Origin of the sequence: Chryseobacterium nakagawai, from assembly GCF_900637665.1 — a bacterium.
Classification (GTDB): domain Bacteria; phylum Bacteroidota; class Bacteroidia; order Flavobacteriales; family Weeksellaceae; genus Chryseobacterium; species Chryseobacterium nakagawai.
This window is the reverse complement of the sequence record NZ_LR134386.1, coordinates 1,024,330-1,048,352: the sequence shown is the minus strand read 5'-3', so window position 1 is coordinate 1,048,352 and position 24,023 is coordinate 1,024,330. Positions and strand designations below refer to the sequence as shown.

The 24,023-nt window shown below is 33.2% G+C and carries 27 protein-coding genes and 1 tRNA gene; 10 read left to right on the top strand and 18 right to left on the bottom strand.

The window, feature by feature from the left end:
- Positions 1-38 precede the first annotated feature (38 nt).
- The 4 genes from EL260_RS25485 to EL260_RS04735 all read right to left on the bottom strand — a co-directional run bounded on the left by EL260_RS25485 (position 39) and on the right by EL260_RS04735 (position 3,152).
- Positions 39-200, bottom strand: a complete 162-nt coding sequence (locus EL260_RS25485; protein ID WP_164466605.1) for a hypothetical protein — start codon at positions 198-200, stop codon at positions 39-41.
- A 52-nt stretch (positions 201-252) separates the two neighbouring features.
- Positions 253-1,884 (bottom strand): hypothetical protein, encoded by a 1,632-nt coding sequence (locus EL260_RS04745; protein ID WP_123859081.1) that lies wholly within the window; start codon positions 1,882-1,884, stop codon positions 253-255.
- A 4-nt stretch (positions 1,885-1,888) separates the two neighbouring features.
- A complete protein-coding gene (locus tag EL260_RS04740; RefSeq protein ID WP_123859080.1) occupies positions 1,889-2,530 on the bottom strand; it encodes a hypothetical protein in 642 nt (213 codons plus the stop codon).
- Between the two features lie 67 nt (positions 2,531-2,597).
- The gene (locus EL260_RS04735; protein WP_123859079.1) at positions 2,598-3,152 is read right to left on the bottom strand and encodes a hypothetical protein; all 555 of its coding nucleotides are present in this window, start codon (positions 3,150-3,152) and stop codon (positions 2,598-2,600) included.
- Positions 3,153-3,328: 176 nt separating this feature from the next.
- On the opposite strand from EL260_RS04735, the gene EL260_RS04730 reads away from it, so the two are divergent.
- Positions 3,329-3,736: a helix-turn-helix domain-containing protein gene (locus tag EL260_RS04730; RefSeq protein WP_123859078.1), complete on the top strand. Its 408-nt coding sequence runs from the start codon at positions 3,329-3,331 to the stop codon at positions 3,734-3,736.
- Between the two features lie 191 nt (positions 3,737-3,927).
- On the opposite strand, the gene EL260_RS04725 is transcribed toward EL260_RS04730, so the two are convergent.
- The 13 genes from EL260_RS04725 to mce all read right to left on the bottom strand — a co-directional run bounded on the left by EL260_RS04725 (position 3,928) and on the right by mce (position 14,735).
- The gene (locus EL260_RS04725) at positions 3,928-4,815 is read right to left on the bottom strand and encodes a hypothetical protein (RefSeq protein ID WP_123859077.1); all 888 of its coding nucleotides are present in this window, start codon (positions 4,813-4,815) and stop codon (positions 3,928-3,930) included.
- A gap of 182 nt (positions 4,816-4,997) precedes the next feature.
- The gene (locus EL260_RS04720; protein ID WP_123859076.1) at positions 4,998-6,062 is read right to left on the bottom strand and encodes a hypothetical protein; all 1,065 of its coding nucleotides are present in this window, start codon (positions 6,060-6,062) and stop codon (positions 4,998-5,000) included.
- A 2-nt stretch (positions 6,063-6,064) separates the two neighbouring features.
- Positions 6,065-7,426, bottom strand: coding sequence for a DNA cytosine methyltransferase (locus EL260_RS04715; protein WP_123859075.1), 1,362 nt, complete (start codon positions 7,424-7,426; stop codon positions 6,065-6,067).
- A gap of 5 nt (positions 7,427-7,431) precedes the next feature.
- Entirely contained in the window at positions 7,432-7,740 is a 309-nt protein-coding gene (locus EL260_RS04710) for a helix-turn-helix domain-containing protein (protein WP_123859074.1), read from the bottom strand.
- 441 nt (positions 7,741-8,181) lie between these two features.
- Positions 8,182-8,793: a hypothetical protein gene (locus EL260_RS04705; protein WP_123859073.1), complete on the bottom strand. Its 612-nt coding sequence runs from the start codon at positions 8,791-8,793 to the stop codon at positions 8,182-8,184.
- Between the two features lie 22 nt (positions 8,794-8,815).
- Positions 8,816-9,964: a relaxase/mobilization nuclease domain-containing protein gene (locus EL260_RS04700; RefSeq protein WP_123859072.1), complete on the bottom strand. Its 1,149-nt coding sequence runs from the start codon at positions 9,962-9,964 to the stop codon at positions 8,816-8,818.
- The gene (locus EL260_RS04695) at positions 9,957-10,406 is read right to left on the bottom strand and encodes a plasmid mobilization protein (RefSeq protein WP_123859071.1); all 450 of its coding nucleotides are present in this window, start codon (positions 10,404-10,406) and stop codon (positions 9,957-9,959) included. The genes EL260_RS04700 and EL260_RS04695 overlap by 8 nt, the downstream gene beginning before the upstream one ends.
- A gap of 147 nt (positions 10,407-10,553) precedes the next feature.
- Positions 10,554-11,432, bottom strand: coding sequence for a toprim domain-containing protein (locus tag EL260_RS04690; protein ID WP_123859070.1), 879 nt, complete (start codon positions 11,430-11,432; stop codon positions 10,554-10,556).
- 348 nt (positions 11,433-11,780) lie between these two features.
- On the bottom strand, positions 11,781-12,812 hold the full coding sequence (locus EL260_RS04685; RefSeq protein WP_123859069.1) for an AAA family ATPase: 1,032 nt from the start codon (positions 12,810-12,812) through the stop codon (positions 11,781-11,783).
- Between the two features lie 87 nt (positions 12,813-12,899).
- On the bottom strand, positions 12,900-13,196 hold the full coding sequence (locus EL260_RS04680; RefSeq protein WP_123859068.1) for a helix-turn-helix domain-containing protein: 297 nt from the start codon (positions 13,194-13,196) through the stop codon (positions 12,900-12,902).
- 107 nt (positions 13,197-13,303) lie between these two features.
- Positions 13,304-14,059, bottom strand: coding sequence for a hypothetical protein (locus tag EL260_RS04675; protein WP_123859067.1), 756 nt, complete (start codon positions 14,057-14,059; stop codon positions 13,304-13,306).
- Positions 14,060-14,200: 141 nt separating this feature from the next.
- A tRNA-Ile gene (locus EL260_RS04670) sits at positions 14,201-14,274 on the bottom strand.
- Between the two features lie 62 nt (positions 14,275-14,336).
- Positions 14,337-14,735, bottom strand: coding sequence for a methylmalonyl-CoA epimerase (gene mce / locus EL260_RS04665; protein ID WP_047095995.1), 399 nt, complete (start codon positions 14,733-14,735; stop codon positions 14,337-14,339).
- Between the two features lie 93 nt (positions 14,736-14,828).
- Between mce and rbfA the strand changes: the two genes are divergently transcribed.
- From rbfA to EL260_RS04625, 9 genes are all read left to right on the top strand, one after another.
- Complete coding sequence (rbfA, locus tag EL260_RS04660; protein WP_123859066.1) at positions 14,829-15,188, top strand: 30S ribosome-binding factor RbfA; 360 nt, start codon at positions 14,829-14,831, stop codon at positions 15,186-15,188.
- A 3-nt stretch (positions 15,189-15,191) separates the two neighbouring features.
- A complete protein-coding gene (locus tag EL260_RS04655) occupies positions 15,192-16,397 on the top strand; it encodes an ABC transporter permease (RefSeq protein ID WP_123859065.1) in 1,206 nt (401 codons plus the stop codon).
- 80 nt (positions 16,398-16,477) lie between these two features.
- Entirely contained in the window at positions 16,478-18,265 is a 1,788-nt protein-coding gene (locus EL260_RS04650) for an endonuclease (protein WP_123859064.1), read from the top strand.
- Positions 18,266-18,329: 64 nt separating this feature from the next.
- Positions 18,330-19,058 carry a shikimate dehydrogenase family protein gene (locus tag EL260_RS04645; RefSeq protein ID WP_123859063.1) on the top strand — a complete coding sequence of 243 codons (729 nt, stop codon included), beginning with the start codon at positions 18,330-18,332 and terminating at the stop codon, positions 19,056-19,058.
- A gap of 83 nt (positions 19,059-19,141) precedes the next feature.
- Entirely contained in the window at positions 19,142-20,944 is a 1,803-nt protein-coding gene (locus EL260_RS04640; protein WP_123859062.1) for a DUF349 domain-containing protein, read from the top strand.
- A gap of 64 nt (positions 20,945-21,008) precedes the next feature.
- The gene (gene ribD, locus EL260_RS04635) at positions 21,009-22,034 is read left to right on the top strand and encodes a bifunctional diaminohydroxyphosphoribosylaminopyrimidine deaminase/5-amino-6-(5-phosphoribosylamino)uracil reductase RibD (RefSeq protein WP_123859061.1); all 1,026 of its coding nucleotides are present in this window, start codon (positions 21,009-21,011) and stop codon (positions 22,032-22,034) included.
- A 64-nt stretch (positions 22,035-22,098) separates the two neighbouring features.
- Positions 22,099-22,263 (top strand): bacteriocin-like protein, encoded by a 165-nt coding sequence (locus EL260_RS25480; RefSeq protein ID WP_164466604.1) that lies wholly within the window; start codon positions 22,099-22,101, stop codon positions 22,261-22,263.
- 42 nt (positions 22,264-22,305) lie between these two features.
- Complete coding sequence (locus tag EL260_RS04630) at positions 22,306-22,491, top strand: bacteriocin-like protein (RefSeq protein WP_123859060.1); 186 nt, start codon at positions 22,306-22,308, stop codon at positions 22,489-22,491.
- Positions 22,492-22,607: 116 nt separating this feature from the next.
- The gene (locus EL260_RS04625; RefSeq protein ID WP_123859059.1) at positions 22,608-23,213 is read left to right on the top strand and encodes an IMPACT family protein; all 606 of its coding nucleotides are present in this window, start codon (positions 22,608-22,610) and stop codon (positions 23,211-23,213) included.
- Here EL260_RS04625 and EL260_RS04620 read toward each other — a convergent pair.
- A complete protein-coding gene (locus tag EL260_RS04620) occupies positions 23,210-23,920 on the bottom strand; it encodes a zinc metallopeptidase (RefSeq protein ID WP_123859058.1) in 711 nt (236 codons plus the stop codon). The two genes, EL260_RS04625 and EL260_RS04620, sit on opposite strands and share 4 nt — an antisense overlap.
- Positions 23,921-24,023 lie beyond the last annotated feature (103 nt).

Sequence of the window (24,023 nt, the reverse complement as noted above, 5' to 3'; positions counted from 1 at the left end):
TAAAACATTCTGTTTATAGGGGTTTTTAATTTAACAGGCTAATCTTCATCTTCATCCTGCTTCCCAATTTCATCTTCTATTTTGTCAAGAAGAATAAAGAGTTCTTTAAAATCAAATAGAATGTTATCCAGATCATTTGGAGTTCCTCCTTTTAAAGTATAAATGTAGTCTACAAATAATGAAAAAAGATTTCTTTTCATAGTTTTTGGTGGGTGGTCTTTTATAAACCGGATGATAGCTTTGCTTAGAGGTTCATTCAATTGTTCCATCCTTTTCTGTATTATCAATTAATCCTCCTTCTAAGACCAATATGTCAAGTTCATTCATCAGCTTTTCGACAAGAACTTTCATTTGATCTATTACCTCCTTATCAAGAGAAGTAAATTTATGGCGCAGAATCTTATGATATTCCAAAGTGGGAATAAGTCTAACCAGATATCCATCATATAAATATTGATAGCGTATCATATCCGGATTGGCATATAAACATAGTTGCCACAATGATTGAAAGGACAAATAATTGGGCATATAGCAAAGTTTTACAAAAACATAGGTTCTGCAAAACGAAAGGAAGAATAAAGCAAAAAGAAAAGGTATTCCCTGATGGTTTCTGCTTTCATTTCCAACAATAGCTAAAAACTGTAAGCCATTGCCTTTTGCTGATTTGTAATACCAATCCAGGTCTTGTTCCAGAATATACGGAAACTGCCAATGTGGCTCAGGATGATATTGATTAGAAGCATAAATCTTGTTTTTACCCTGAATGATGTTCGCAAAGAAATTTTGGTATTTGTAAAGGTGTTGCTGAATCCAATATCGGTCGTGACTGATCAATACAAAATCATATTTTTTCCCAGCTTTATTTTTGAGATAATACTGTATCTCTTTCAGTTTTTCGTTACTCACATTATGAGCAATTACGAGCAGATAATAAATCTTACTATTACCGTATGTAGATTTATGAAATAGGTAAATCTCTTCTGTATTTTCAGATTTTACAATGACTTCAACCGCCTTATCAAGGATTTTATCATTCTGACGTACCAAAACATCCGCTATTTCCGTATGTATTGCAATATTACTAGTTGATTTTTTGATCTGTTTTTTTAATTGGTCTAAGCGTATTTCTATCATACTGAAAAGACTTTCTTCTGCAATAACGATGGCTTCAAAGAATTCGTTATCGTACATAAGTTCATCCTCACGAGCTGATATTCTTGCTTTCTCAAATAAACTGATCAGATAATACTCTTTTCCATTTTGTTTCACAAAATATTTTTGAATCTCAGGATTATAGGGTATTAAATGATAAATACGCTCGTGCAAATTTTTTGAATCGGAGAAAGATCCTGTATATAAGTTTTCCAGATATTCCAAGTCATACCTGATGACTTTTTCATAGCTGAGAAAAACACTGACAAACGACTCATCATTAATAAATTCACGGGTTTGAGATAGCAGCAGATTGTGATCGTGGTAAAATCTTTCCTTGTAATTTTCAAACTTTTTGTTAAACTTCTTCCAATTTCGGTCAATCAAAAGATGATTTCCACAATGCTCATTTTGATAGATCAAGGCAGATGGTTTGCAGTAAAATTCGACAAAGGGATGTCCTGAATCAAACTTGTGTTGAAGTTGAGTATTGTAAAACAAATGTATGTGTACTTTATGCTCAACGTGGGCTTTTTTAACCCAGTGTTTTTGTTTTATCGTATCAACATCATTCTTGTGTTCCAAATGTATAATTAGATGGGAATCCTGAGAATGTACGCTTTTGTTATAAAATATCTGAATGATAATATAATCTTGGTTAAGCTGTTTGATGGCATCTTCTAAAAATTCGTTTTCGAGTTTTGAGAATGAAAGTTGATTTGAAGTTTTCATTTTATTAGATTTTTGAGTTATGATTTTCGATATTTAAGTAGAAGTAAATAGCTTCCAGAAACACACGGATCAAGGAGTACCACATCAGTAAATCAATATGCTCCTGCAATTCTTTATCTTTATCAAGTTTCAAAATATCATCAATAGTAAAATCTGGATTGCCAATTTTTTTGAGGAATTTTTGGTAGTATTCTTCGCCAGTAACAGAAAGGACACTCAGAAAAAGCTCTTTTAAATAATCATCCAAAGCGATTGAACTAATGATATAGTGTTCGGCTTGATAAGAATTACTAGTTTCAGTTTCCTTCAAAGGAAGACGATTGTCAAATTCATCTATAAAATCAGTAAAGCTTGAGACCAAAAATTGCAGGCAGGTTAGTAATCCGGCAATCTTTAAACTATGGGGATCAATATTTGGAATTTCAATGTTTCCTGAAAACATTTCTTTGAGACTATACTTTTGTATCAATCTAGGATATCGGTCAAAAAGCAAATTTATGTCTTCACTTCCTAATTTATCCATAAGTAGATAAATACCTTTATTAAGTTCATCTATCTGCCTCTCGTCTGACAACAATTTAAAAGTTATATCAACCTTTTCCATCGAGTCTATGATTCTTCCGATCATTTTTTCTTTATTTCTCATATTAAAATTTTTAGTGAAATAAAGTTGGTCAGTAATGATCAGATATCTAATTCTTTCAAAGGATAAATTATTCTGATGATGCGGTTTTTTTATCTTTTATCTTCTTTAAGCCTCTTTCACGAATGATTTGTGCTGAATCAAGCATTTTATTAAGATGGATAAAAAGAGTAACGATATTTGCTTCAGGTTCATCAGAATATGCACCTAATGAGAAATAAACAATCTGCGTATTGAAATACTCAAATTCTTGTAGAGTAAACTCTTTAAATGCCTTTTGAAAGACAAGAAACGGATTGCGGTATTCTTCATCTGAAAGCGAACTTTGAAGTAATCTGGATGGAAACTTTGGGGGACGTTTAACTTTCCATCTTTTTGCTTTGAATTGTAGTACATAACTTGCTCTTATGAATGAGCGCATACAGAGGTAATGGTGGAATATTAGAGACGGGTCTTCTTTCATCAATACTTCGCATTTCGTTGAATAGTTTATCACGTCATTTAGTCTTTCTTTTACAGCGGACAGAAAATCCATTTGAAAAAATGCATCTATCAGTGTCAGACAAGAATGCTTTTGATGGCTGTCCCAGAACTCAGCTTCAAAATCTATCTTCTTATTTTTCATAATAATTATATTTTTATTGATACGAATTACTACTTTCAAAAGTGGATAATCAATACAGAAGTTGGATATTATATCTACTGAAATGGATATTTTACAGGATAATTTTTTAACTTTACAATTCAGACGATTTAACAGAAATGGTTTTATCTTTGAGCCTTTAAAAATTGATAACTGCTATGGAACAGAAAATACATCAAGGAAGAAATGTAAAACGATTTAGAGAGATGCTAGGTATCAAACAAGAAGCTTTAGCTCTTGACTTAGGTGATGATTGGAATCAGAAGAAAATTTCTTTGCTTGAACAAAAAGAAATAATCGAAGATGTTTTGCTGAAAAAGATTTCTGAAGTAATGAAAATTCCGGTAGAAGCTATTCAAAACTTTGATGAAGAACAAGCTGTTAATATTATTTCTAATACTTTTGGAGAGCACGCTTTTAATAATTCTTTCAATTATGGAACTATCAATTTTCATCCGATAGATAAATTAGTGCAGTTGCACGAAGAGAAGATTGCCCTTTATGAAAGAATGCTGGAAGAAAAAGATGAAATGATGGATAGGCTTGAAAAGCTTATCAATAAATAAAAATAAAAATAAAAATAATTGCGGGATAATTACTTTTTCATAGGGGGCTCAACTATCAGTTGAGCCCTTTAACTAAAGATTTAATCTATTTTTTGAAAAGTTCTGAAATATACTAAGATGCTTAGTGAAGCAGAATCCTAAGCTAAAATACAGGTACTGATTGTAATTCAGCACGCTCGGTACAAACCTCGTTAGCCAAATTCCTTATTTTCCCAAGTGAAATTTCTAAAATTTTCACCAAAGTCAATAACATTATTAACAATTTCTACAGTTGTATGTTTTCCTCTTTTATCTATTTCAAGTAAGGAAACATTTGCCAATTCAAAATTTTCGTCAAGAAATTCAGGCAGTAAAGCTAAATTATATCCCATATAGTCACTTTTTACACTAGGATATTTGACTCCACCAATATTTGGTGAAGAACTTAGAGAAAGATTAAAATATGATGATGAAATTTTATAAAATCGGTGATCATTAATTAATTTCTTAGCAAACTCTGAAGTGAAAAATTCTAAAATTAATTTAAACCTTTCTTCATAGTCGGGAAGTTGATTTTTTAAATTACTCCAATGATAATTGAATGCTTTTTTGTTTTCTCCTGATTTTAAATAATCTTCTGAAAAGATAATCTCTAAAACTTCTGTTTCTTTTTTAAGTTTCCATCTTCCAAGTGTTGCAAAGAATTTTTTATCAAGATCGTTGTTTTTTTCAATATCACGAAAAATTTCACTTGTTTCAATAAGACTCACAAAACGTGGAAGTTTTATATTTTCAGACTCGAAAGCACCATAAAACATAGATTGATTTGGATAATTCGCTCTTCCGTAAGAGCGTATATTTTCAGTGTCCTTTCTATAACTAATATCATCAATAGAATAAAATAATTTATTTTCTTGGTTTATTCTTAATCTGTCGACGTAAAAATTGTTCTTTAAAATTGCAGTCGGGAATGGTATAAATGACAACGCTCTAAGCTTATTAAATAATTCATCATCCGAAATTTTTGTAAGGTCATAAGATTTTAATTCTTCAATTATATTTCTTATTTCTTCAATAGCTGGTAATTTTTTAAAATCCATTCTAGCGATTAATATTAATTATTATGCTTAACGTCTAGCTGCTTTTCGATGGTGTTACAATTGATAATTTAATCTTCAACTTTGTACAAAAGTTGAACTAAAGCACAAACGTTAAATTTGTAATATCACCCACTGTCACAAAAAACCTTGATACGCTAGCGCCCTTTTTAGAGTTTAGTAATTTATTTCAGTGTTAGTTCTGTCAAGATTTGTTTAATTTTCAGATGTTTTGCATCTTGAATTTTTTTTGAGTGTTCAGCGACCAAATCAATCCAGTCAAACAATTTCGTTTTGTCTGTCGTTTTAGTTTCCCAATATTCCGATAGTTCAAAAGCTGATGTTCGCATAATAGTTTCAACGATACTTGAAATATTATCAAACAAGTTAAGAAATATTCTTGGTACCTTTTGATACGAATTTTTACCAATTACATAATCTCTTTTTCCTCCAGCAGTAAACAAATCCCGAACGTTTGGACAAACAACTGCTTCACGAGTGACCAACCAAATGGCTAATCTCCCAAATTTGTCATTACTATTTCCGAAAAGTTCAGGAAAATAAACCATTGAACTATTTTTCAGTTCTTGTTTTTCTTTTGCAGATAAGTTATTCCAAATTTTGATAATAATGCTGCTTGGTTTACTGTTGTTTTCTGCATCCATCCACCAAAGTTCTTCGCCTGGTTTTAGTTTGCTTTTATAGTAATCAACAATTGGTTTTATAGGACTTTCTTTTTTACGCAAAGTGTCATAAGGCATTTTTATTTTGTCGAAAATGGTTTTGCCCTGTTCTAAATTCATATCAATCAAATAACGTGGCGAATGTGTTACTACAACTTCTGAAAGCACTTCTTCATAAGGACGACAACGGAATTCTATTGGACTTGCTAATTTTGCAAACAACATAAAAATACGTTCGACATCATCAACTCTTGTTCCCTCCAAAACACTATTTCCCGTAGTTTTCCAATGGTTTTGTGTGGTTGTTTTTACTTCAATTCCGTAATATTTTTTTGCAACAATATCTGGAAATTTTTGACCACCAATCAATTCAATTGAATTTTCAAAAATAGTTCCAATGGCTAAATCCGTCATTACATCTTTGACATAAGGCTCAAGATTTCTGCCTAAAAGCGTTGCAACTTTCTTTGATGAATTTTTTGCGTGAACATTCAGCTCAGTAATAGTTGAGCTGAGTAACATATCAAATTCACTTCTATTTGGGTCTGGATTTACTGAAACTATCATTTTTAATCGTTAAAATATAAGTCCCAAACATCTTCAATTCTCTTGGCTAAATTATAAGCCAAAAGTGGTGGAACTGCATTACCAATTATTTTATACGCTTGCGAAGGGCTAACCAAATAGGAACCTTTTCTACCGTTTTTGTTTTCTATTACAAAATCATAATCGGGAGGAAAAGTTTGGATTAATGCGCATTCTCTTGGTGTTAATCTCCTTTCTGTTAATCCTTTATTTAATTCCTTTTCTATTTTTCCACCATTTACTGAAGAAAGTCTTCTGAATTCAATATTTCCGTGATGTTCAGAACGAATTGTTGGTGCAATTCCTTCCAATTTTATTTCAGTCTGTCCTTGACAATGTTTACCCATAAACTTTGCTTTTGAGTAAAATTTCTGCGATAGATCTTCTGTATTTTCAGGTTCATCTAAATTTTTAAACAAATCTTTTAGTTGAACAAAATGTTTCAAATTTTCACCTTCAGATGTGTACGAATGAGTAGAATTTGGATAAGGGTTATATTTCTCCGAAATCACTTCTTTTTCTAATTCCGCCAAAGCAGATTTTTTCAAAGCAGATTTTTTGATGCCAATAAAAATTACTCTTTCTCTTGATTGTGGAACACCAAAATTTGCCGAATGTAAAACTTGTGGGTCAAGTACAATGTAGCCGTTTCCGTTAGCAGATGAAAAATCATTTTGAATAATAGACTTTACGTCGCCAAGATTTACAAGTCCTTTCACATTTTCTGCGATGAAAATTTTTGGTTGAGTAATTTCAATCACTTCTTTCATCCACATATAAAGTTGTCCGCGAGTTTCAGCAGAAGCGGTTTCTTTTTCAATCAGTTGTCCTTTATGATTTTTATGAGAATTGAAACCATTTCTTTTGCCAGCGATACTAAAATCTTGACACGGAAATCCTCCCGTTACTACGTCAACTTCTTCTGGAAAAACATTCACTCCATTGCGATACATTTTCACTAAATCTACGATGCTCTCTTTGTAGAAATCTTCAGCATTGTGTCCTTTTTTTGAAAAATAATTAACCCAAGCATTTCTTGCATCAGTCAAAATATCGTTTGCAAAAACAGTTTTGAATTTTGTTTTTTTTAGTTGAACAAAACCATTTTTTTCTTTTTTATCAATGAAATGCGGTGTTAAAATTTCGTTGATTGATTGTTGTAAAACCGAAAAACCACCTTCAAAACCCAAGTCCATTCCACCACAACCTGAAAAAAGTGAAAGCACATTTAGTGTTTCTTTTTTATTATCACTAGTCGATTTTAAGGATGATTTTGGATAGTATAAAATATCTAATTGTGGTTCTCGAACAACATTTAATTCTGACTCTAGAGTTTCAGCACGCATATAAGTTAATTTTTTACAAGGTTAGACTTAAGGTATTTCACTTTTTGTTCTGCAACTTGTAAAACTTTGCTTGCACAATCTTCATCTGCAATTTCATTGGCGATCTTTTCGCTAATAAATTGAACTAACAAATATTCTTTGTCCAATTTTAGAATTTCCGCAAGTTTTAAGATATTATCTTTAGTCGGTTTACGTTCGTTACGCTCAATTTTGCTCAAAATCGCTTGGTCAATATCTAAGTATGATGCTACTTGTCGAATTAGCAAGCCTAAATTTTCTCGTTTTGCTCTTATTATTTGTCCAACTGTTTCCATATGAAAAATTTTACTTGACATAATTTGTCAAATATAAGTTGTCATTTTGAACTATGCAAATTTGATTATTATTTTAGTTCTTTTGGCGATTGACATAGGGTGTCACAGAACATTTAGGGTATTGCCGAAGGGCGGTATTTATAGCAAAAAGCTCAATCGAAGAAGGAAATATTGAACCTTGCAGAAATGTGTAATTGAAGCCCTTCAGTCCATCTTTGATAATGCCTTTTAGCTGCCGGTGTTTATGTCGTCACATATTTTCTAAGTGTTATAATGAATTGATATATTAAAAAACCGACTAGAATTCTATTTAAATAGTCAATAATAATACTCAATCCATTAAGTTCTTAAAAAATTACTTCTGTGAGTATGTTTAGGAATGCAAATAATAACTAATGATGACTGTGCTTAAAGATACAGAAGTATTCACAATTAATTTTGCTATCTAATTTCTTTACTAGCCTGAAATCCATCTTTAAACCGCAGAAAATCTTCCGCTTTTTTAGGATTATTTTTAATCCACAATTGCATTACCTGAGTGTTTTCGCTCAAGATTTTTATCTCATTTGCATCGTAAATCTTTTTTCCTTCATCAGCAATTTCATTTAAAATATCTTGACGTAGTCCACTTTTGGCCTTGATGCTTTCTTTGTACCAATCGGTTGCGAAATTGATAGAGGCGACTATTATTAAAACCGCAAAGACAAAAACTGCAATTCCGCTCCAAATAAATTTCTTCTTCCATCGTATATCTTTTCCAAAACTTTCCAAATAATCTTTAGTTTCTTTTGAAAGAACCATTTCTGTCTGGGTAGGAATGCTGGCAAGGAATTCAGTTCTTCTGGTTTGCTCTAATTTGATCAAGGTTACAGTTTCATTATTGGTCGAATGTCCATCTTCCAAAGTGATCTGTATATCGTTCAGTAGGGTAGTATGGTCTTTAATGGCAGACTGAAGTTTGATATTTTGTTCAATATTTTCCATATTTGATTTGATCACATTTTCTAAAAGCTCCATTCCGTTACTTTTAGATTCTTTATTTTCATTTTCCATATTTATTTTTTTTAATTTTTGATTATCGTCTTAATTTTCGCTTCTTTTTCCAGAGTTCATCTTCGTTCTGAGAAACATAGGTTGGATTAAGAAAATCACCTAAGAATCCGCCTGCAATTTCTATTAAGCTTTCATTAGTGTCTGCTTTCAAATGATTACCTGTATCATTTTTTACACTACTGTGACTTAAAGATCTTACTACATTGCCAAAATCAGAATCTATTGCCGAAAGAGAGAACCCGACATTTTTCCGGAAAAAGAATCCGTCTTTCTCTTGACTATTATCACTTTTATTTATCCAGAAATCTTGAATTTCATTTTTTTGACCGGCTTTAAATTCTCCCTTGTATTGGATCTTAATAGAAATCCCTTTTTGTTGTAGAGTTTTCCGAAATCCCTCTAAGTTGTCAGCGTTTTTTTGTGCTTCCCTGACCGCTTGTTTCATTTTAAAAAGAGATTTTATTTCAGAAATTTTTAGTTGATTTGAGATTTCAGACAATTTGTAACCTGCTTTATAAATCCTTTCTGTTTGAAAGTTTTTATCCTTTTCCATCACGATTCGCATTCCCGAAATCCCGTCCTTGACATTTGAAGACAATTGAATTTCAAAACCTTTTTCCTTCATTTCTAATATCAGATCATCAAAATTATCTTCTGATCTAATAGCCTCACTCAAGCTTTTCAGCATCTCAGCTTTTTTCTGAATTCCAATTTCAACATCGGTTAATAATCCTTTCTCTTTGCAGACTTCTCGAACAGCTTCACCAAATCTCTTTCCGATATCGTGTGCTTTCACAGTGCACTTTCCCGAAATATCAATTCTGTTGACAACAAAGTGAATATGCTTATGTTTTGTACTGTTGTGAATGTCTAATCGATATTGATTTCTATTTGTCACACCTATTTGGGTAAGAGCTTCCATCACAATTTGTTTTAGTTCCTCATCCTTTAATTTTCTGCCTATCTCGTCTGGTTGAGAAATATAACCAGTCAATGCCCATTTCTTCACTTTGGTATTTCTTTCAGCTACGGTTTTCATTTCGTTAAACTGACCTTCAGCAGTATCGCTTAGAAGATAATTCGAAGCCACCATTTCTGCTGTTCCTTTATCATTGCCATTGTATTGCAAAGCAATCTTTGTGATAGCTCTTGTGGTTGCTGAATTATTCATTTTTCTGAATTTTTGAATACAAATATTGATGAATCAATTCGATCAGATTTTCAATTCCTACTATGATCTCTTTCTTATTTTCAAAAACATTCCATTCCCGATTTCGCAAAAGATTGGTTATTTTTTTGAAATGGTTTCCATACTGAAGTAAGACTTCATCAGTTTGAAATTCATTGATTTTAAGTTCTTTTTCGAACAAAACATTCCGAATATAAGTGGACAATTTTAAAGGATATTTTTCTTGTTTTTGAATGAGAATTTCATATTCGGAATTGGTCATTCTTACAGAAATAACTTTATCCAATTTTTTGTTTTCTTTTGTTTTCAAACCACCTTTCCGACCTAGTTCCTGAAAATATTTTTTTCTCTTTTCCTGAGCAATCTTTACCTCATTTTCTTTGGCGACTTGGTGTATAAATTCTTGTAGAAAGTCTTTTTCCATTGTGTTATTTTAGCGTTTTTAAAAAATATTTCTGACGATAGGAAGAAATCAAAAATCCCAATTTTGCAATCAGCGCCCACGCTTATTGTAAACTTTGGGTACTTTTTGCACTAATATACCACCATATTTTACCTGTGTTTATTTTACTCACCTTCTCCTTTGTTTGACTTGTCTTTCAGGTAATGGATTTTTGTGTATCATCCAGTCATTTAAGTCTTTAAAATCTGAATATAAAACCCGACAATCTTCTGCGCTTTGATTTTCATTTCTAATAATTTCAACGGCACGATTTCCAGCTTCGTCATTGTCAAAATAAAGCTCAATATTTTCATAATTTCCTAGTGAACTTTTAATATTGTGAATCATCGAAACGGAATTCAAAATGAGATAATCGACAGGTTCTTTTTCTAAAAAATTCTCTACATTTTTAAAGGAAAGAAAATCGAAAAAGCCCTCGAAAATCCGAAGCGATTCTGATCCGTTTTTTATGGTTGAAATATCTTTTTTGCCCAAACAAATTTTAGAATATTTATTGCGGATTTCATAACCGCCAGAATCGTTCTTGAAACCAATTCCGAAATAGTTTTTATCATTCATTCGGTAATGAATTTCGTGTAAGAACTGAGTTTGATTTCCAACTTTTCTTACTCTTAAATATTCCAAAAGTGCAGGATGCTGGATTCCATTAACGTCCAGTATCTCATAATTTTTACTCGGGTTTTTGAACTTCTGATCAGGAATATTTTGATTTAGAAAAGAAGAAAAGTTCTGATTTTCTGCCCAAAGTAAAACTCCATTTACTGAAGTATTCAGATACTTCTTCATAAAGTCAGTATTGTTTCCACCGATTCCTTCTGAGAATAAGTACCACTTGTTAAGACTTTTATTGATTTTAAAAGAGGCTTGGGATTCGTTGGCAAAAGGGTTGAGATACCAAGCTTCTTTTTCATTTTGTTTCGCTGGAAGGTGTCCGAGAGAAAGGAGGACTTCTTCCAACGATATGCTGTTAAATTGTTTGCAGTTCATTTTTGTAATTTTTAATGTTTTTTGGTAATAAATACTAGGTATCCTGACGGTTCAAGCGGAAGGGTTTGGTTTGACTAATTTTTGATGAATTGACGAGTAGCAACGAGGTAAAATCTTAACTAAATAATTTTTCAATTAATTGAATTACAATTATTTGCGTAAAATATTTAATTGAAAATAATATTATTTCGTCTCGTCGTTAAATCATCTTGAAAATAGCTCGTTGCTGAGCGACGATGTAATAAGCGGTACAAATTACCGACGAGACGAATTTCTTAAAACTCAACGTTTATTCAATTCATTTTCAAAATGTTAACCTTAAAACAATCTCGTCGTTTTTCGTTGGTGTTATTGGCTTTTTTTATCGTGCTTATTAATCCTTCTTCGGATTGCAGATTCACTCACAGCCAATCTTTTTGCTATCTCTACATTCGATAGATTTTGATTTTTTAGTTCTAGAATCTCATCGATCCTATCCTTAGATTTTTCACTGATCTTCTTCAAATGTTCATCTTCCGAATTAAGATCAACAAACTTGAACTGTAAGAATGAATTTTCTTTCACTACTTCACATTCAATAACATTATTTTCGTGAAATTCAATCGGATAATTCCTGTTCTTAAGTTGTTTTATATATCTTACGTTCGAACCTTTGACAGATTCTCCGATGCAGAAAACGGTATCACAAAAATTGCTTAGAGCCTTGCTTCCAGCCAGATCCTCTAACTGGATTGGCTTGAAAATATCTCTTTTAGGAGTATGGGCAATGAGCAGGATTGCAAGACTTTTCTTTCGGGATAGGTCTAAGATGAGCTTCATTAGGGATAAAGCTTCTTTGCTTTTTTCATTGGTTGCCGATAAAAAAGTAATGTTATCTATGATCACAACCTGTGCATTTGATTTTTCAACCTGAAACTTTACAGATTCTATGATCAATTCTTCAAATGATCTCTCATCGGATTCTAAATGCTTATTTCTATCAATTTCAACACGAATAAAATCATCGCTGAATTGATGTGAGTTTTCATCTTCATCCGAGTATCTTCTTTGAAATGCTTTTGTTGAAAGCTCAAAATCAAAATAGATTGCAATTTGTTTATACACATCCAAAGTAATTATTGAATGTCCTTTTGTTATGCTGTCCGCCAATTGTACGGCTAAAATTGATTTTCCTTTTCCTGTATTGCTAAATAAAATTGCCACTTCTCCCTGATGCCATATGTTCCCGAAAAGGGGGTTGGGAGTGGGTAGCTTTTTGGCGATCTCTATCCATTCGTTCGCTAAATGATCCATCAGTATATTAATTTCATTAGAACTACTTACTGCACTATTGAACTGACCATCTGAAAGATTGGTCAACCTGTTTGGTTTTTTGTCCATAACTGTTTGATGATTGATAAAATACGGACTTATATCTGTCTCATATTTAGGTTTGAAACAAGAATTATTATAGCCATAACAGAGCGGTTATGCTTTTTTATTGGTACGGTGATTTTTTAAAAGATTTTCTGCATCTTTTTCGGAGTAGATCTTGTTTTCTTTTATCCAGTCGTGCAGTTCGGATCTGAAAAAGAACAGCAATCCATTGGTGGGCTTATAAAAGGGAATAAGTCCGGCAGATGTCAATTTTGAAAGTAGACTGTAGCTTATATTAAGATATTTGAGGACTTCGTTTGAGGTCAAAACATCTTTGCTGTTGATAAAGTTGTCCTTCAGGAGCTTCTTTATTTCGTTTAATTCTTGCTGTAGTTGAACTTGTGTCATATCAGTTGTTTTTGATTAATGACACAAAATTGTAGAAATGAACTTGGATGAAATCTTAGAAATTAACTTCTGACTATGTAAAGTTAATAGATAAATTGTAGAAAAAATTAACTTTTACCAATACTAACACATTGGCTTTTAGAGGACTTCATAGAACCCCAGTTGAGATTTTCATAGTTGTTATTTTTCTTCTTGAATCTTTTAAACAGTAATTGGATACGGATCTGATAAATACCTGTATAATGGTGGATTGCATCAATTAAAGATATAATATCATTATTTGAGAGATCTTCATTTAAATGGATCGTATTTGATTCTGCACTCCGTTTTCCTTCTATGAGTTCAACAAAAAAATCCAGCTCGTATTCGCAAACATCAAAATACTTATTTGCTTCTGCATTGTAAAAAGTCTCAAGCTTTTCTCTCGATCTTTTTGATAATTTTTTATTCGGTTTGTAATTCAAACAATCCTGTGAATTATTGTCCTTATGATAAATAAAATTAAAAACTGATTGAAGGTCATTTAATTTTTCCTGATAAAACAATTGTATAGCTTCGACCTTAAAAATTGATTGTAGATCACAATTAATATGACTTGTGTCCAAACTCTTCACAAATTCTCTGAGAATGAAATAATTTTCGCCTCGTAGAAAATAAATTGCTGGGATCATTAACATTGGCGCGCCAATAACCAAAGGCAAAATTGTAAGCAATGAAAAACCGTTGGCTTCAGAAATTATATTGCAGACTACAGCAATTGCAATGAGTACAGGGAAATAAAAAAAAGCGATATAAAATTTAAGTTTTTCAAAACGGATTGATAAAAATCGATCGAGTGTGTTAAAATATATATTTTCCATCATTATAATTTTTTTCAAAAATACAATTATTTGCAATTAAATGAAAACAATAACTATCTTTGAATCAGCAACTACATTATACTTTTGTTATACTTGAAACCAAAAAAAAGCACCTACATCACTGTAAGTGCTTGATAATTAAAGTGGTCCCACTTGGGCTCGAACCAAGGACAACCTGATTATGAGTCAGGTGCTCTAACCAACTGAGCTATAGGACCTCAAAACTTGGTTAAATTTTGTGTTTGCAAAAATAGTAAAATTTCTTTCACTACAAAATTTTTTATTGCTTTTCTTGGCAAAGTTCTACCAGTACACCGTTTGTTGATTTAGGATGAAGGAATACAACTAATTTGTTATCAGCACCTTCTTTCGGTTCTTCGGAGATAAATTGAAATCCTTCTTTTTTTAATCTTTTTACTTCCTCCAGGATATTTTCAACCCCAAATGCCAGATGATGGATGCCTTCTCCCTTTTTTTCAATAAATTTTGAGATTGGACTTTCAGGATTACTGGCTTCCAAAAGCTCTATTTTACTTTCTCCTGTTTCGTAGAAAGAAGTTACCACTCCTTCTCTTTCCACTGTTTCTTGTTTGTAGGATTCTTTTCCTAATAGTTTAGCAAAAAGTTCGTCAGAAACACCTAAAGATTTTACGGCAATACCGATATGTTCTAGCTTCATAAATACTAATAAATATAATTAATTCGTAAATTTGATACGATCACTGAATTTCAAAGTATCAATTCAAACAAAAGTAGTAAATTTGCATAAATTATGGAAAGTAACAGACAAAGAAAAGTAGCACAGATTATTCAGGAGGACTTCGCAGAACTTTTCCGCAAGCAGGCTGCTGACAGCAAACAAAGTATATTGGTATCCGTTTCAGATGTAAAAGTAACGGCGGATTTGGGTATTGCAAAAATTTATTTAAGTATTTTCCCTCAAGAACACCGTACTGCGGTAATGAAGGAAATTGAGGAAAACAAAACTCAATACAGAAACTTTATTGGCCAGAAAATGGCAAAACAGGTACGTATCATTCCACAACTCAGCTTTTATTTAGATACAGCTCTTGATGACGTTGAAAAACTGGAAAGAGAATTAAGAGGCGAAGGCGACAATCCTGTTTTATAGATCTTGAAGAATATTGCATTTTACATAGCATCCAGATACCTTTTGGCTAAAAAAGGCAGTACCGCTGTTACCTTTATTACATGGCTTTCAGTAGGTGCCATGACGGTTGCTGTGGCTGCAATGTTCGTTATTATTTCAGTTTTCTCAGGGCTTGAAAATCTAAACAAAGATTTAATCTCTAATCTTCATGCTGACCTGACCTTAAAAAGTATATCAGGTAAAACCATTAAAAACCTGGATCAGGTTAATAAAGTTTTAAATAGCAATAAAGAGATTACCAGCTACTCCCGTGTTATTGAAGAAAAGGTATACATCAGCTTTAACGGAAAGGGGGATATAGCCTATTTACGAGGTGTTGACTCTGCCTATACAAAAGTAAATCCTATTAATAAGGAAGTATTTTATGGGAATTACCCAAGTTTCAAATACTCTAACGAGGTATTAATGGAAAACAGTTTGGATAACCGATTGTCAATTCCGGTAGATTCTTCCAACCATTACGCAACGGTTTTCATGCCAAAACCAGGAACCGGAATCATCAGTAAAGAAGAAGATATTTATAATAAACGAGATATTTCAGTAACCGGAGTTTTCCCTGGAAAAGATCAGCTGGACAGCTATATTATCTCCCCTATTGAACTTACAGAGGAATTATTAAGCCTTCCAAAACATTCAGCTTATCAGATTGTTATTAAATTAAGAAATCCTGAAAATGCTGACACCGTAAAACAAAGCCTAATCTCTTCTTTGGGCAAAAATATTGAAATCAAAACTAAGGAGGAGGAAAATGCAGCTTTCTGGAAGATGATTAATACTGAAAAGCTATTTATCTATCTGATTTTTGCACTGGTTATTTTCATCACCACCTTTAATCTTGCCGGAGCTATCATTATCTTACAACTTGATAAAAAAGAACAGGCAAAATCTCTTATTTCATTAGGCTTTCCTTTAAGCCATTTAAGATTGACCTATTTCTACACCGGACTTCTTATTGTAATTTCCGGGGTAATTAGCGGTTTAATATGTGGAACAGCCTTATGTTATTTCCAGCTTTATACGGAATTTTTCAGAGCCAATGAAGTATTACCATTCCCTGTAAAAATTGTTGGAAAAAACTATTTTATCGTAGCTCTTACCGCATCTGTATTTGGCATTACAATCTCTTGGTTCTTCTCAAAAATCAGCAAAGAGTATATTACTAAAAATTAATATATTAAGTTTATACATTTAACACTAAAAACCTTTTTCGGTTTCATTTTTTTGTACCTTTACGCCCCAATTTTAAAAAAATGAAACGAATTTTATCTTTTTTCTTAGCGCTGATATTTATCGGCTCTTTCGCACAGCCTTCTGCTACTTATTATAATGCAGCAAACGGTTTAACAGGTGCTCCTCTTAAAACTGCCCTTAAAGGGATCATTACTTCTGGTCATCAAGATAAGGGTTATGGAGGTCTATGGACAGCCTATTACACGACTGATCGTGACATAAACTCAAATTTTGAAAATGATGGTACAATACTAGACATTTATTCTGAAAATCCTACAGGACAAGACCCTTACAACTTCACTGTAGGTAGCAGTCAATGTGGAACCTATTCTAAAGAAGGTGATTGCTATAACAGAGAACATATTGTACCTCAAAGCTTATTTAATAGTTCTTCACCTATGGTTGCAGATATTCACTTTATTCGTGCCACAGATGGAAAAGTAAATGGAGCAAGATCAAACTACCCTTTTGGCCAGGTAGGCTCTGCTACTTTTATTTCTAAGAACGGTTCCAAACTTGGAAATTCAGTTTCCCCAGGATATGGAGGAACTGTATTTGAGCCCATTGATGCTTTCAAAGGAGATGTTGCCAGAATGATTTTTTATTTTGTAACAAGATACGAAGATAGACTTTCTACCTTTGGTACTGGTAATATGCTTGGTGGCTCGGCTTTCCCGGGACTTGACTCATGGGAGCTTCAACAGCTTTTAGCTTGGAATGCTATGGACCCTGTATCTCCGGAAGAAATTAATAGAAATAACGCAGCCTTTACATTCCAAGGAAATAGAAACCCATTCATTGATAATTCTGCTTATGCAAATTTAATATGGGGAGCTCCAGTTGTTGATAACCAAGCCCCTACAGCACCGACGAATTTAGTAACCAATACACCAACTTCAAATTCTATCTCATTAAGCTGGACAGCATCAACAGATAATGTTGGAGTAACAGGTTATGATATTTATGTAGATAACGTATTTAAATCTAATGTATCTGGAGCATCTACAACAGCTACAATATCCGGATTACTACCTCTTACCCAATATTCATTCCATGTCATTGCAAAAGATGCGTTTGGAAATACCTCCCCACAAAGTAATATTGCAACAGGAACTACTCTTGACGGACCCGTAAACGTAGGAAACTGTGGTGATGAGAACTTTAGTAATATTCCAGCAAATGCAAATGACTATAAAACCAGAACATGGACAAACAATAATGTAAGTTGGACAGCAACCTTTGCAAGAACGGATCAAACCATTAATGGTAAAGCAATAACAATTCAAGGAGGTGATCTAACGAGCTCCAACGTACCTGGCGGAGTTCAGACATTAACAGTAACGACTCAACTTAAATTCAGTGGATCAGATGGCAACCTGAATGTTTTTGTCAATGATAATTTAGTAGGAACAGTCCCTTACAGCGTAACAGCAACAACAACACCAATCAATGTGAATGTTACAGGAAACGCCGTTATTAAAATTGTAAACCCTAGCAATAATAACAGAGTGGCAATAGATGATCTTAAATGGACTTGCTACAACGGATCTTTGGCAACTTCTGAAACCAAGAAAGACAAAGCAGAATTCACCATCTACCCTAACCCGGTAAGAAACAATGAACTGTTTGTAAAAGGTGAAAACCTTAGCAAAATTTCAAAAGCTCAAATCTATGACCTTTCAGGAAAAGTAATTGAATCAATTGCAAACCCTTTTAAAAACTCAAATAAAATCAACCTTAAAGGGTTAGTAAAAGGAACTTACATCTTAAAAACAGATAATTTCTCTACTAAATTTATTGTAGAATAATTATTATAAAATATTTCAAACTAAAGGCCGGATTTATCCGGTCTTTTTTTATAATTTTGATCGTATGGATTCCAATAAAAAATTAGGATTGATAGGACGAAATATTTCCTATTCTTTTTCTAAAAAATTCTTCGAAAATAAGTTCCAAAAGCTTATGCTTAAAGGTTTTTCCTATGATATTTTTGACCTGAGTGAAATCAATGAAGTAGAAAACCTTTTTTCCTCACCTGAATTGTTAGGTTTTAATGTAACCATCCCTTATAAAGAACAGATCATCAGCTATCTTGATGAATTAAGTGATGAAGCCGAAAAAATTGGTGCTGTAAACTGTGTTTTAATTCAAAACGGTAAAAAAACCGGGTACAACACAGATGCTTTCGGTTTTGAAAAGACCCTTCTTCTTCACAAAAAATCATCGCAGGACAAAGCATTGATCTTAGGAAACGGAGGGGCAGCAAAAGCAGTAAAGTATGTTTTGGATAAACATAATATTCCATCACAAACTATTTCAAGAAATGCGGAAATCAATTTTGAAAATCTGGATAAGGAAACCGTACAAGAACATAAGATTATTATCCAATGTACACCGGTAGGCACATTTCCAAATATTGAAGACTGCCTGGCTTTTCCTTTTGATGCACTTTCCTCCGAACATTTAGTTATCGATTTAATTTACAATCCCAACTATACTCAATTTATCATCAATGCTTCCGAAAAAGGAGCAAAAACAGTAAACGGTTATTATATGCTTGAACAGCAAGCAGAAAAAGCTTGGGAAATTTGGAATTTTTAAAAAAAATAACATAAATTAGTACTTTAATTGGCCTTACAGCTATATTTGAAGGATATTAACGCCACTCACATAAAAGATTTGCTATGACTACAGAAAACAATCTTTCTGAAAACGAAGAAAAGAAAAATCCTAACGAAGTATCACAGGAGACATCGGAAAACACAGTTTCTCATGATGCCCATCCTCATGGAGATGATGCTGAACACCTGGAAGAACATGAAGATGTCGAGATTTCTCTGGCTGATGCCCTTAAAGAAATGGAAAAACTCATCAATGCGCCTGATGCCGGTGAGAACTCCAAAAGATTCAATCAACTAAAAGAAAAAGCAAGTCATCACATCCATGATGAAGTGGAAGATAAAAAACACGAGTTTGCAGAAACTGGGAATGCTTCTGAAACGTTCAGTTATGAGCATCCTTCACAAGCTAAATTCTCTGCTTTAATTAATATCTTCAGAGAAAAACATGACCAATTCCAAAAAGGACAGGAAGAAGAGCAGAAAAAAAATCTGGAACACCGTCAAACCATTATTGAAAGATTAAAAAACCTATACACCAATTCGGAACCGGGAATCAATCTTTTCAAATCCATTCGTGAGATCAAAGAAGAGTGGTCAAGAGCCGGACAAGTTGCTAAATCTGAGTTTAAAATTCTTAACAATAATTATTTTCACCATCTGAATCAGTTTTATCAAATGCTTGATCTGAATAAGGAATTTTTGGAACAGGAATACAGCCATAACCTTGAAAAAAGACAGCATATTATTGCCCGTGCACAGGAATTGGAGAATGAACCTGTGATCCAAAAAGCTTTAAATGAACTTCAGTATCTTCATAAACTATGGAAAGAAGAAGCGGAACCTGTAGCAGAAGAATTCCGTGAAAAAACATGGGAAGAATTCAAAGAAATTTCCAATAAAATTCACGAAAGAAAATCTGAACTTTCTGCATCCATTGAAAAAGAACAGGCTGCCAATCTTGAAAAGAAAACTCAGATTATCGCTGAAATTAAAAAACTTTCAGAACCATCTGAAACACCTAATCATAATTACTGGCAAAACGCTATTAAAAGAGTTGAAGATCTTCGTTCCGATTTCCTGAAAACAGGAAGCGTCCCAAGAAAATTATCCAACCAGAATTGGAATGATTTCAAAACAACCCTTAGAGGATTTAATACAACAAAAAATAATTATTACAAATCTTTAAAAGGTTCTCAGCAGGCTAATCTGGAAGAAAAGCTAAAACTGATCCAGACCGCTCAGGATAATCAGAATAACGAAGAATGGGATATTGCTGTTCCATTATTCAAAAAGCTTCAGGAAGACTGGAAAAAAATCGGGCATGTTCCAAAGAGCATGACCAATAAAATCTGGGATGAATTCCGTGACGCTTGTAATGCCTTCTTTAACAATTATAGAGAAAAGAGCAATACTTCTACCGATAACTGGAAGGAAAACTACAAAAACAAAAAAGCTCTTCTGGACGAATTAAAATTGGTTTCCAATGACGAAGGAAGTATAGAAAAAATAGAAGCAATCAAAACAGCTTGGAATAACATTGGAAAAGTTCCAAGAGATAAAATTTCAATCAATTCTGAATTTAATAAAACACTAAGAGAGAAATTAAAGATCAATAAGATCAACGAACTTGAATTGAAAGAAGAAGGATTATCTGAAAATCAACTTACCGACAAAGCAAGAAAGATCAAAAATCAGATTTCTGATCTTGAAGCTGAAATCGTTAAACTTGAAAATAACCTTTCATTCTTCAATAAACCATCAAGAGAAAACCCTCTGTTAAGAGATACTTATAACACTATTGATGAAAAGAAAGCTCATTTGGAAACTTTAAAACAAAATCTCCACAGCATTATTGCCGGAGAATAAATATTAACAAAATAAATAAGGGCGGAGCAAAGCAATTTGTCTTCGCTTTTTCTTTTTTATAAATATGAATAACGACGAACTATATATTAAAAGATGTATTGAGTTGGCTCAAAAAGCCCTGGGCAAAACCTATCCTAACCCACTTGTAGGGAGTGTGATTGTTCATAACGGCAAAATCATTGGGGAAGGATACCATCACAAGGCAGGAGAAAATCATGCAGAAATTAATGCGATCAATTCAGTGGAAGATAAAAACCTGATTCCGGAATCGACGATTTATGTTTCTTTGGAACCCTGTGCTCATTATGGGAAAACTCCTCCATGCGCTTTAAAAATTAAAGAACTAGGCTTTAAAAAAGTAGTTATTGGTGCTATGGATTCTCACGATAAGGTTAACGGAAAAGGCAAAAAGATCATTCAGGATGCTGGCATAGAAGCCGTTTCAGGAATTCTTGAAAAGGAATGCATTGAACTGAACAAAAGATTTTTTACCTATCATGAAAAGAAAAGACCTTACATCATCTTAAAATGGGCAGAATCTGGTGATGGGTTCTTAGATAAAAATTATAAGCCCACTGCTGTTTCTAATGCTTTGGTCAACCAATTCGTCCACCAACTTAGAGCAGATGAACATGCTATTCTGGTAGGAACACAAACAGCTTTAGCCGATAATCCAAGTCTGACTGTAAGAAGCGTTGAAGGAACTCATCCTGTTCGTATTTTAATTGATTTTGATCTGAAAGTTCCGAATGACTTTAACATTTACAACAACGCAGCCAGAACTTTTGTTTTAAACGCTGTAAAAGAAGGAACAGAAGATCATATAGAATTCATTAAAATCAAAAAAGAAAACTTCCTGTCTGATTTGATGGAATCTTTATACAAAGAACAGATTCAGTCTGTTATTATTGAAGGTGGTCGTTTTACTTTACAGCAGTTCATTGATGCAGATCTTTGGGATGAAGCTATTGTTATTAAAAATGAAAATCTGAGATTAGAAAACGGTACAAAAGCGCCAGAATTCAGTCTTATTCCTTACAAAACAGAAAACTACAGAGATAACACCATCTCTTTTTTTAAATCAAAATAAACCCCATTTATCCCATTGAAATGAAATAATTTATTTACCTTAGTAATATCCTAAAAATATTACTATGAAAAATTTAAAGAAAGTTTCAAGACAGAGCTTAAAAAAAGTAAAGGGAGGTATTGCCCCTGAATGCTGTTCATTTTACCCACCTTCATTACAACACTGCTGTGCTACTCCTTCAAGTATGAGTTGTCCACCACCTTGGGCAGACGGATCATTCCCATGCTAATATTATGATATCGTACAAATTAATCAAACTAAAAATATGAGCATGAAAAATTTAAGAAAATTATCCAGAGCCGGGCTAAGAACAATTGAAGGAGGTGCTGTTTTTGTAACATGTACATTACCTAACGGACAACCTACAAGATGCAGAGATAAATGCCCTCAGGATTTTTGTGGCCCAACAAGCTACATGTGCCTGATTCCAATGGATCTTTGTGGAGATGTGATGTAAAAGAATTTCACATTCAAAAACATATAAGCCGTCATATTTTGACGGCTTAATTTATGATGATGATGCAGAATACTAAAGCATTTAATACTTTTGCATAAATAAAGCCGGAATACAGAATGACGTTTGAATATAAAACCATAGAAAAACCCATAGAAAACACTTTATTAAAAGAGAAAGGAAGTAAATTCATAGGATTTGCATTCCCGATTACCAATGAAAAAGAATTAAAAGCTGCATTGGAAAAAATCAGAGAAGAGCATCCAAAGGCCACACACCATTGCTATGCTTTCAGAATGGGATTGAATGGGGAAAATTATAGAGCTAATGATGATGGTGAACCTTCAGGAAGTGCAGGCCTGCCTATTTATAATCAATTATTAGCTAATGAAATCACCAATGTGCTTGTCATTTCAGTTCGTTATTACGGGGGAACAAAACTGGGTGTTTCAGGTTTAGTAAAAGCATATAAAGAATCAGCAAAGATCACCTTAGAGGAAGCCAATATCATTACTAAAGAACTGGAAACCGAAATTGAGATTCAATTCAACTTCAATCAGCAGAATACCATCTTTACCCTGCTTTCAAAATTTGATGCCAAGGTGGTCAATTTTGATGCTAATGAGAACTGCATCCTTACCGCCTCATTAAAACTGGCACAAAAAGAAAGCATCTCAGAAAAGTTATCCGAGATGCAATATATTTTATTTCAATTTAATGATTAATCCCTTCTTCCTCCGAGAAGCAAAGATCCCCAGTAAAGAAGTTGAGCTAAGGATCCCAAAGCTGCCACAACATATGTTCTTGCAGCCCACTTTAGACTATCCTGAACTCCTACAAATTCTTCAGCAGTTACAGTACCTGTATCTTTAAGCCATTTCATTGCTCTGTTACTAGCGTCATACTCTACCGGCAATGTCACAAAAGCAAATAAGGTGGTTACAGCAAACATAGCCACACCAATAGCCAGAATCGCTGTATTTCCATTAGGATTTTCTATTGTTCTGGTAGCTGCCATTATCGCAATACCTGCAATAAGAACAAACTGCATCAGATTGGAACTTATATTAACTACAGGAACCAATTTTGAACGTAAGTTCAACATTGAGTATCCTACTGCGTGCTGTACGGCATGTCCACATTCATGAGCTGCTACAGCTGCAGCTGCTGCATTTCTCTGCATGTACACCCCTTCAGAAAGATTTACTGTTTTATCTGCCGGATTATAGTGGTCCGTTAGCTGTCCGGGAACTGATATTACTTGAACATCATTAATCCCGTTATCTCTCAACATTTTTTCCGCTACTTCTTTCCCCGAAAGACCATTTCGAAGATGTACATTGGAATAATATTCAAATTTTGATTTCAACCTGGACGAAACCCACCAGCTCACCAGCATTGAAATACCAATAATGATATAATAACCCGTCATTTTTATTTAGATTTTGTGTTCAATTTTTAAGCATAATGATATAAAAACTGTGCCAAAGTATAAGATATTATTATTTATATTTGTCCTTAAATTACCTCAAAAA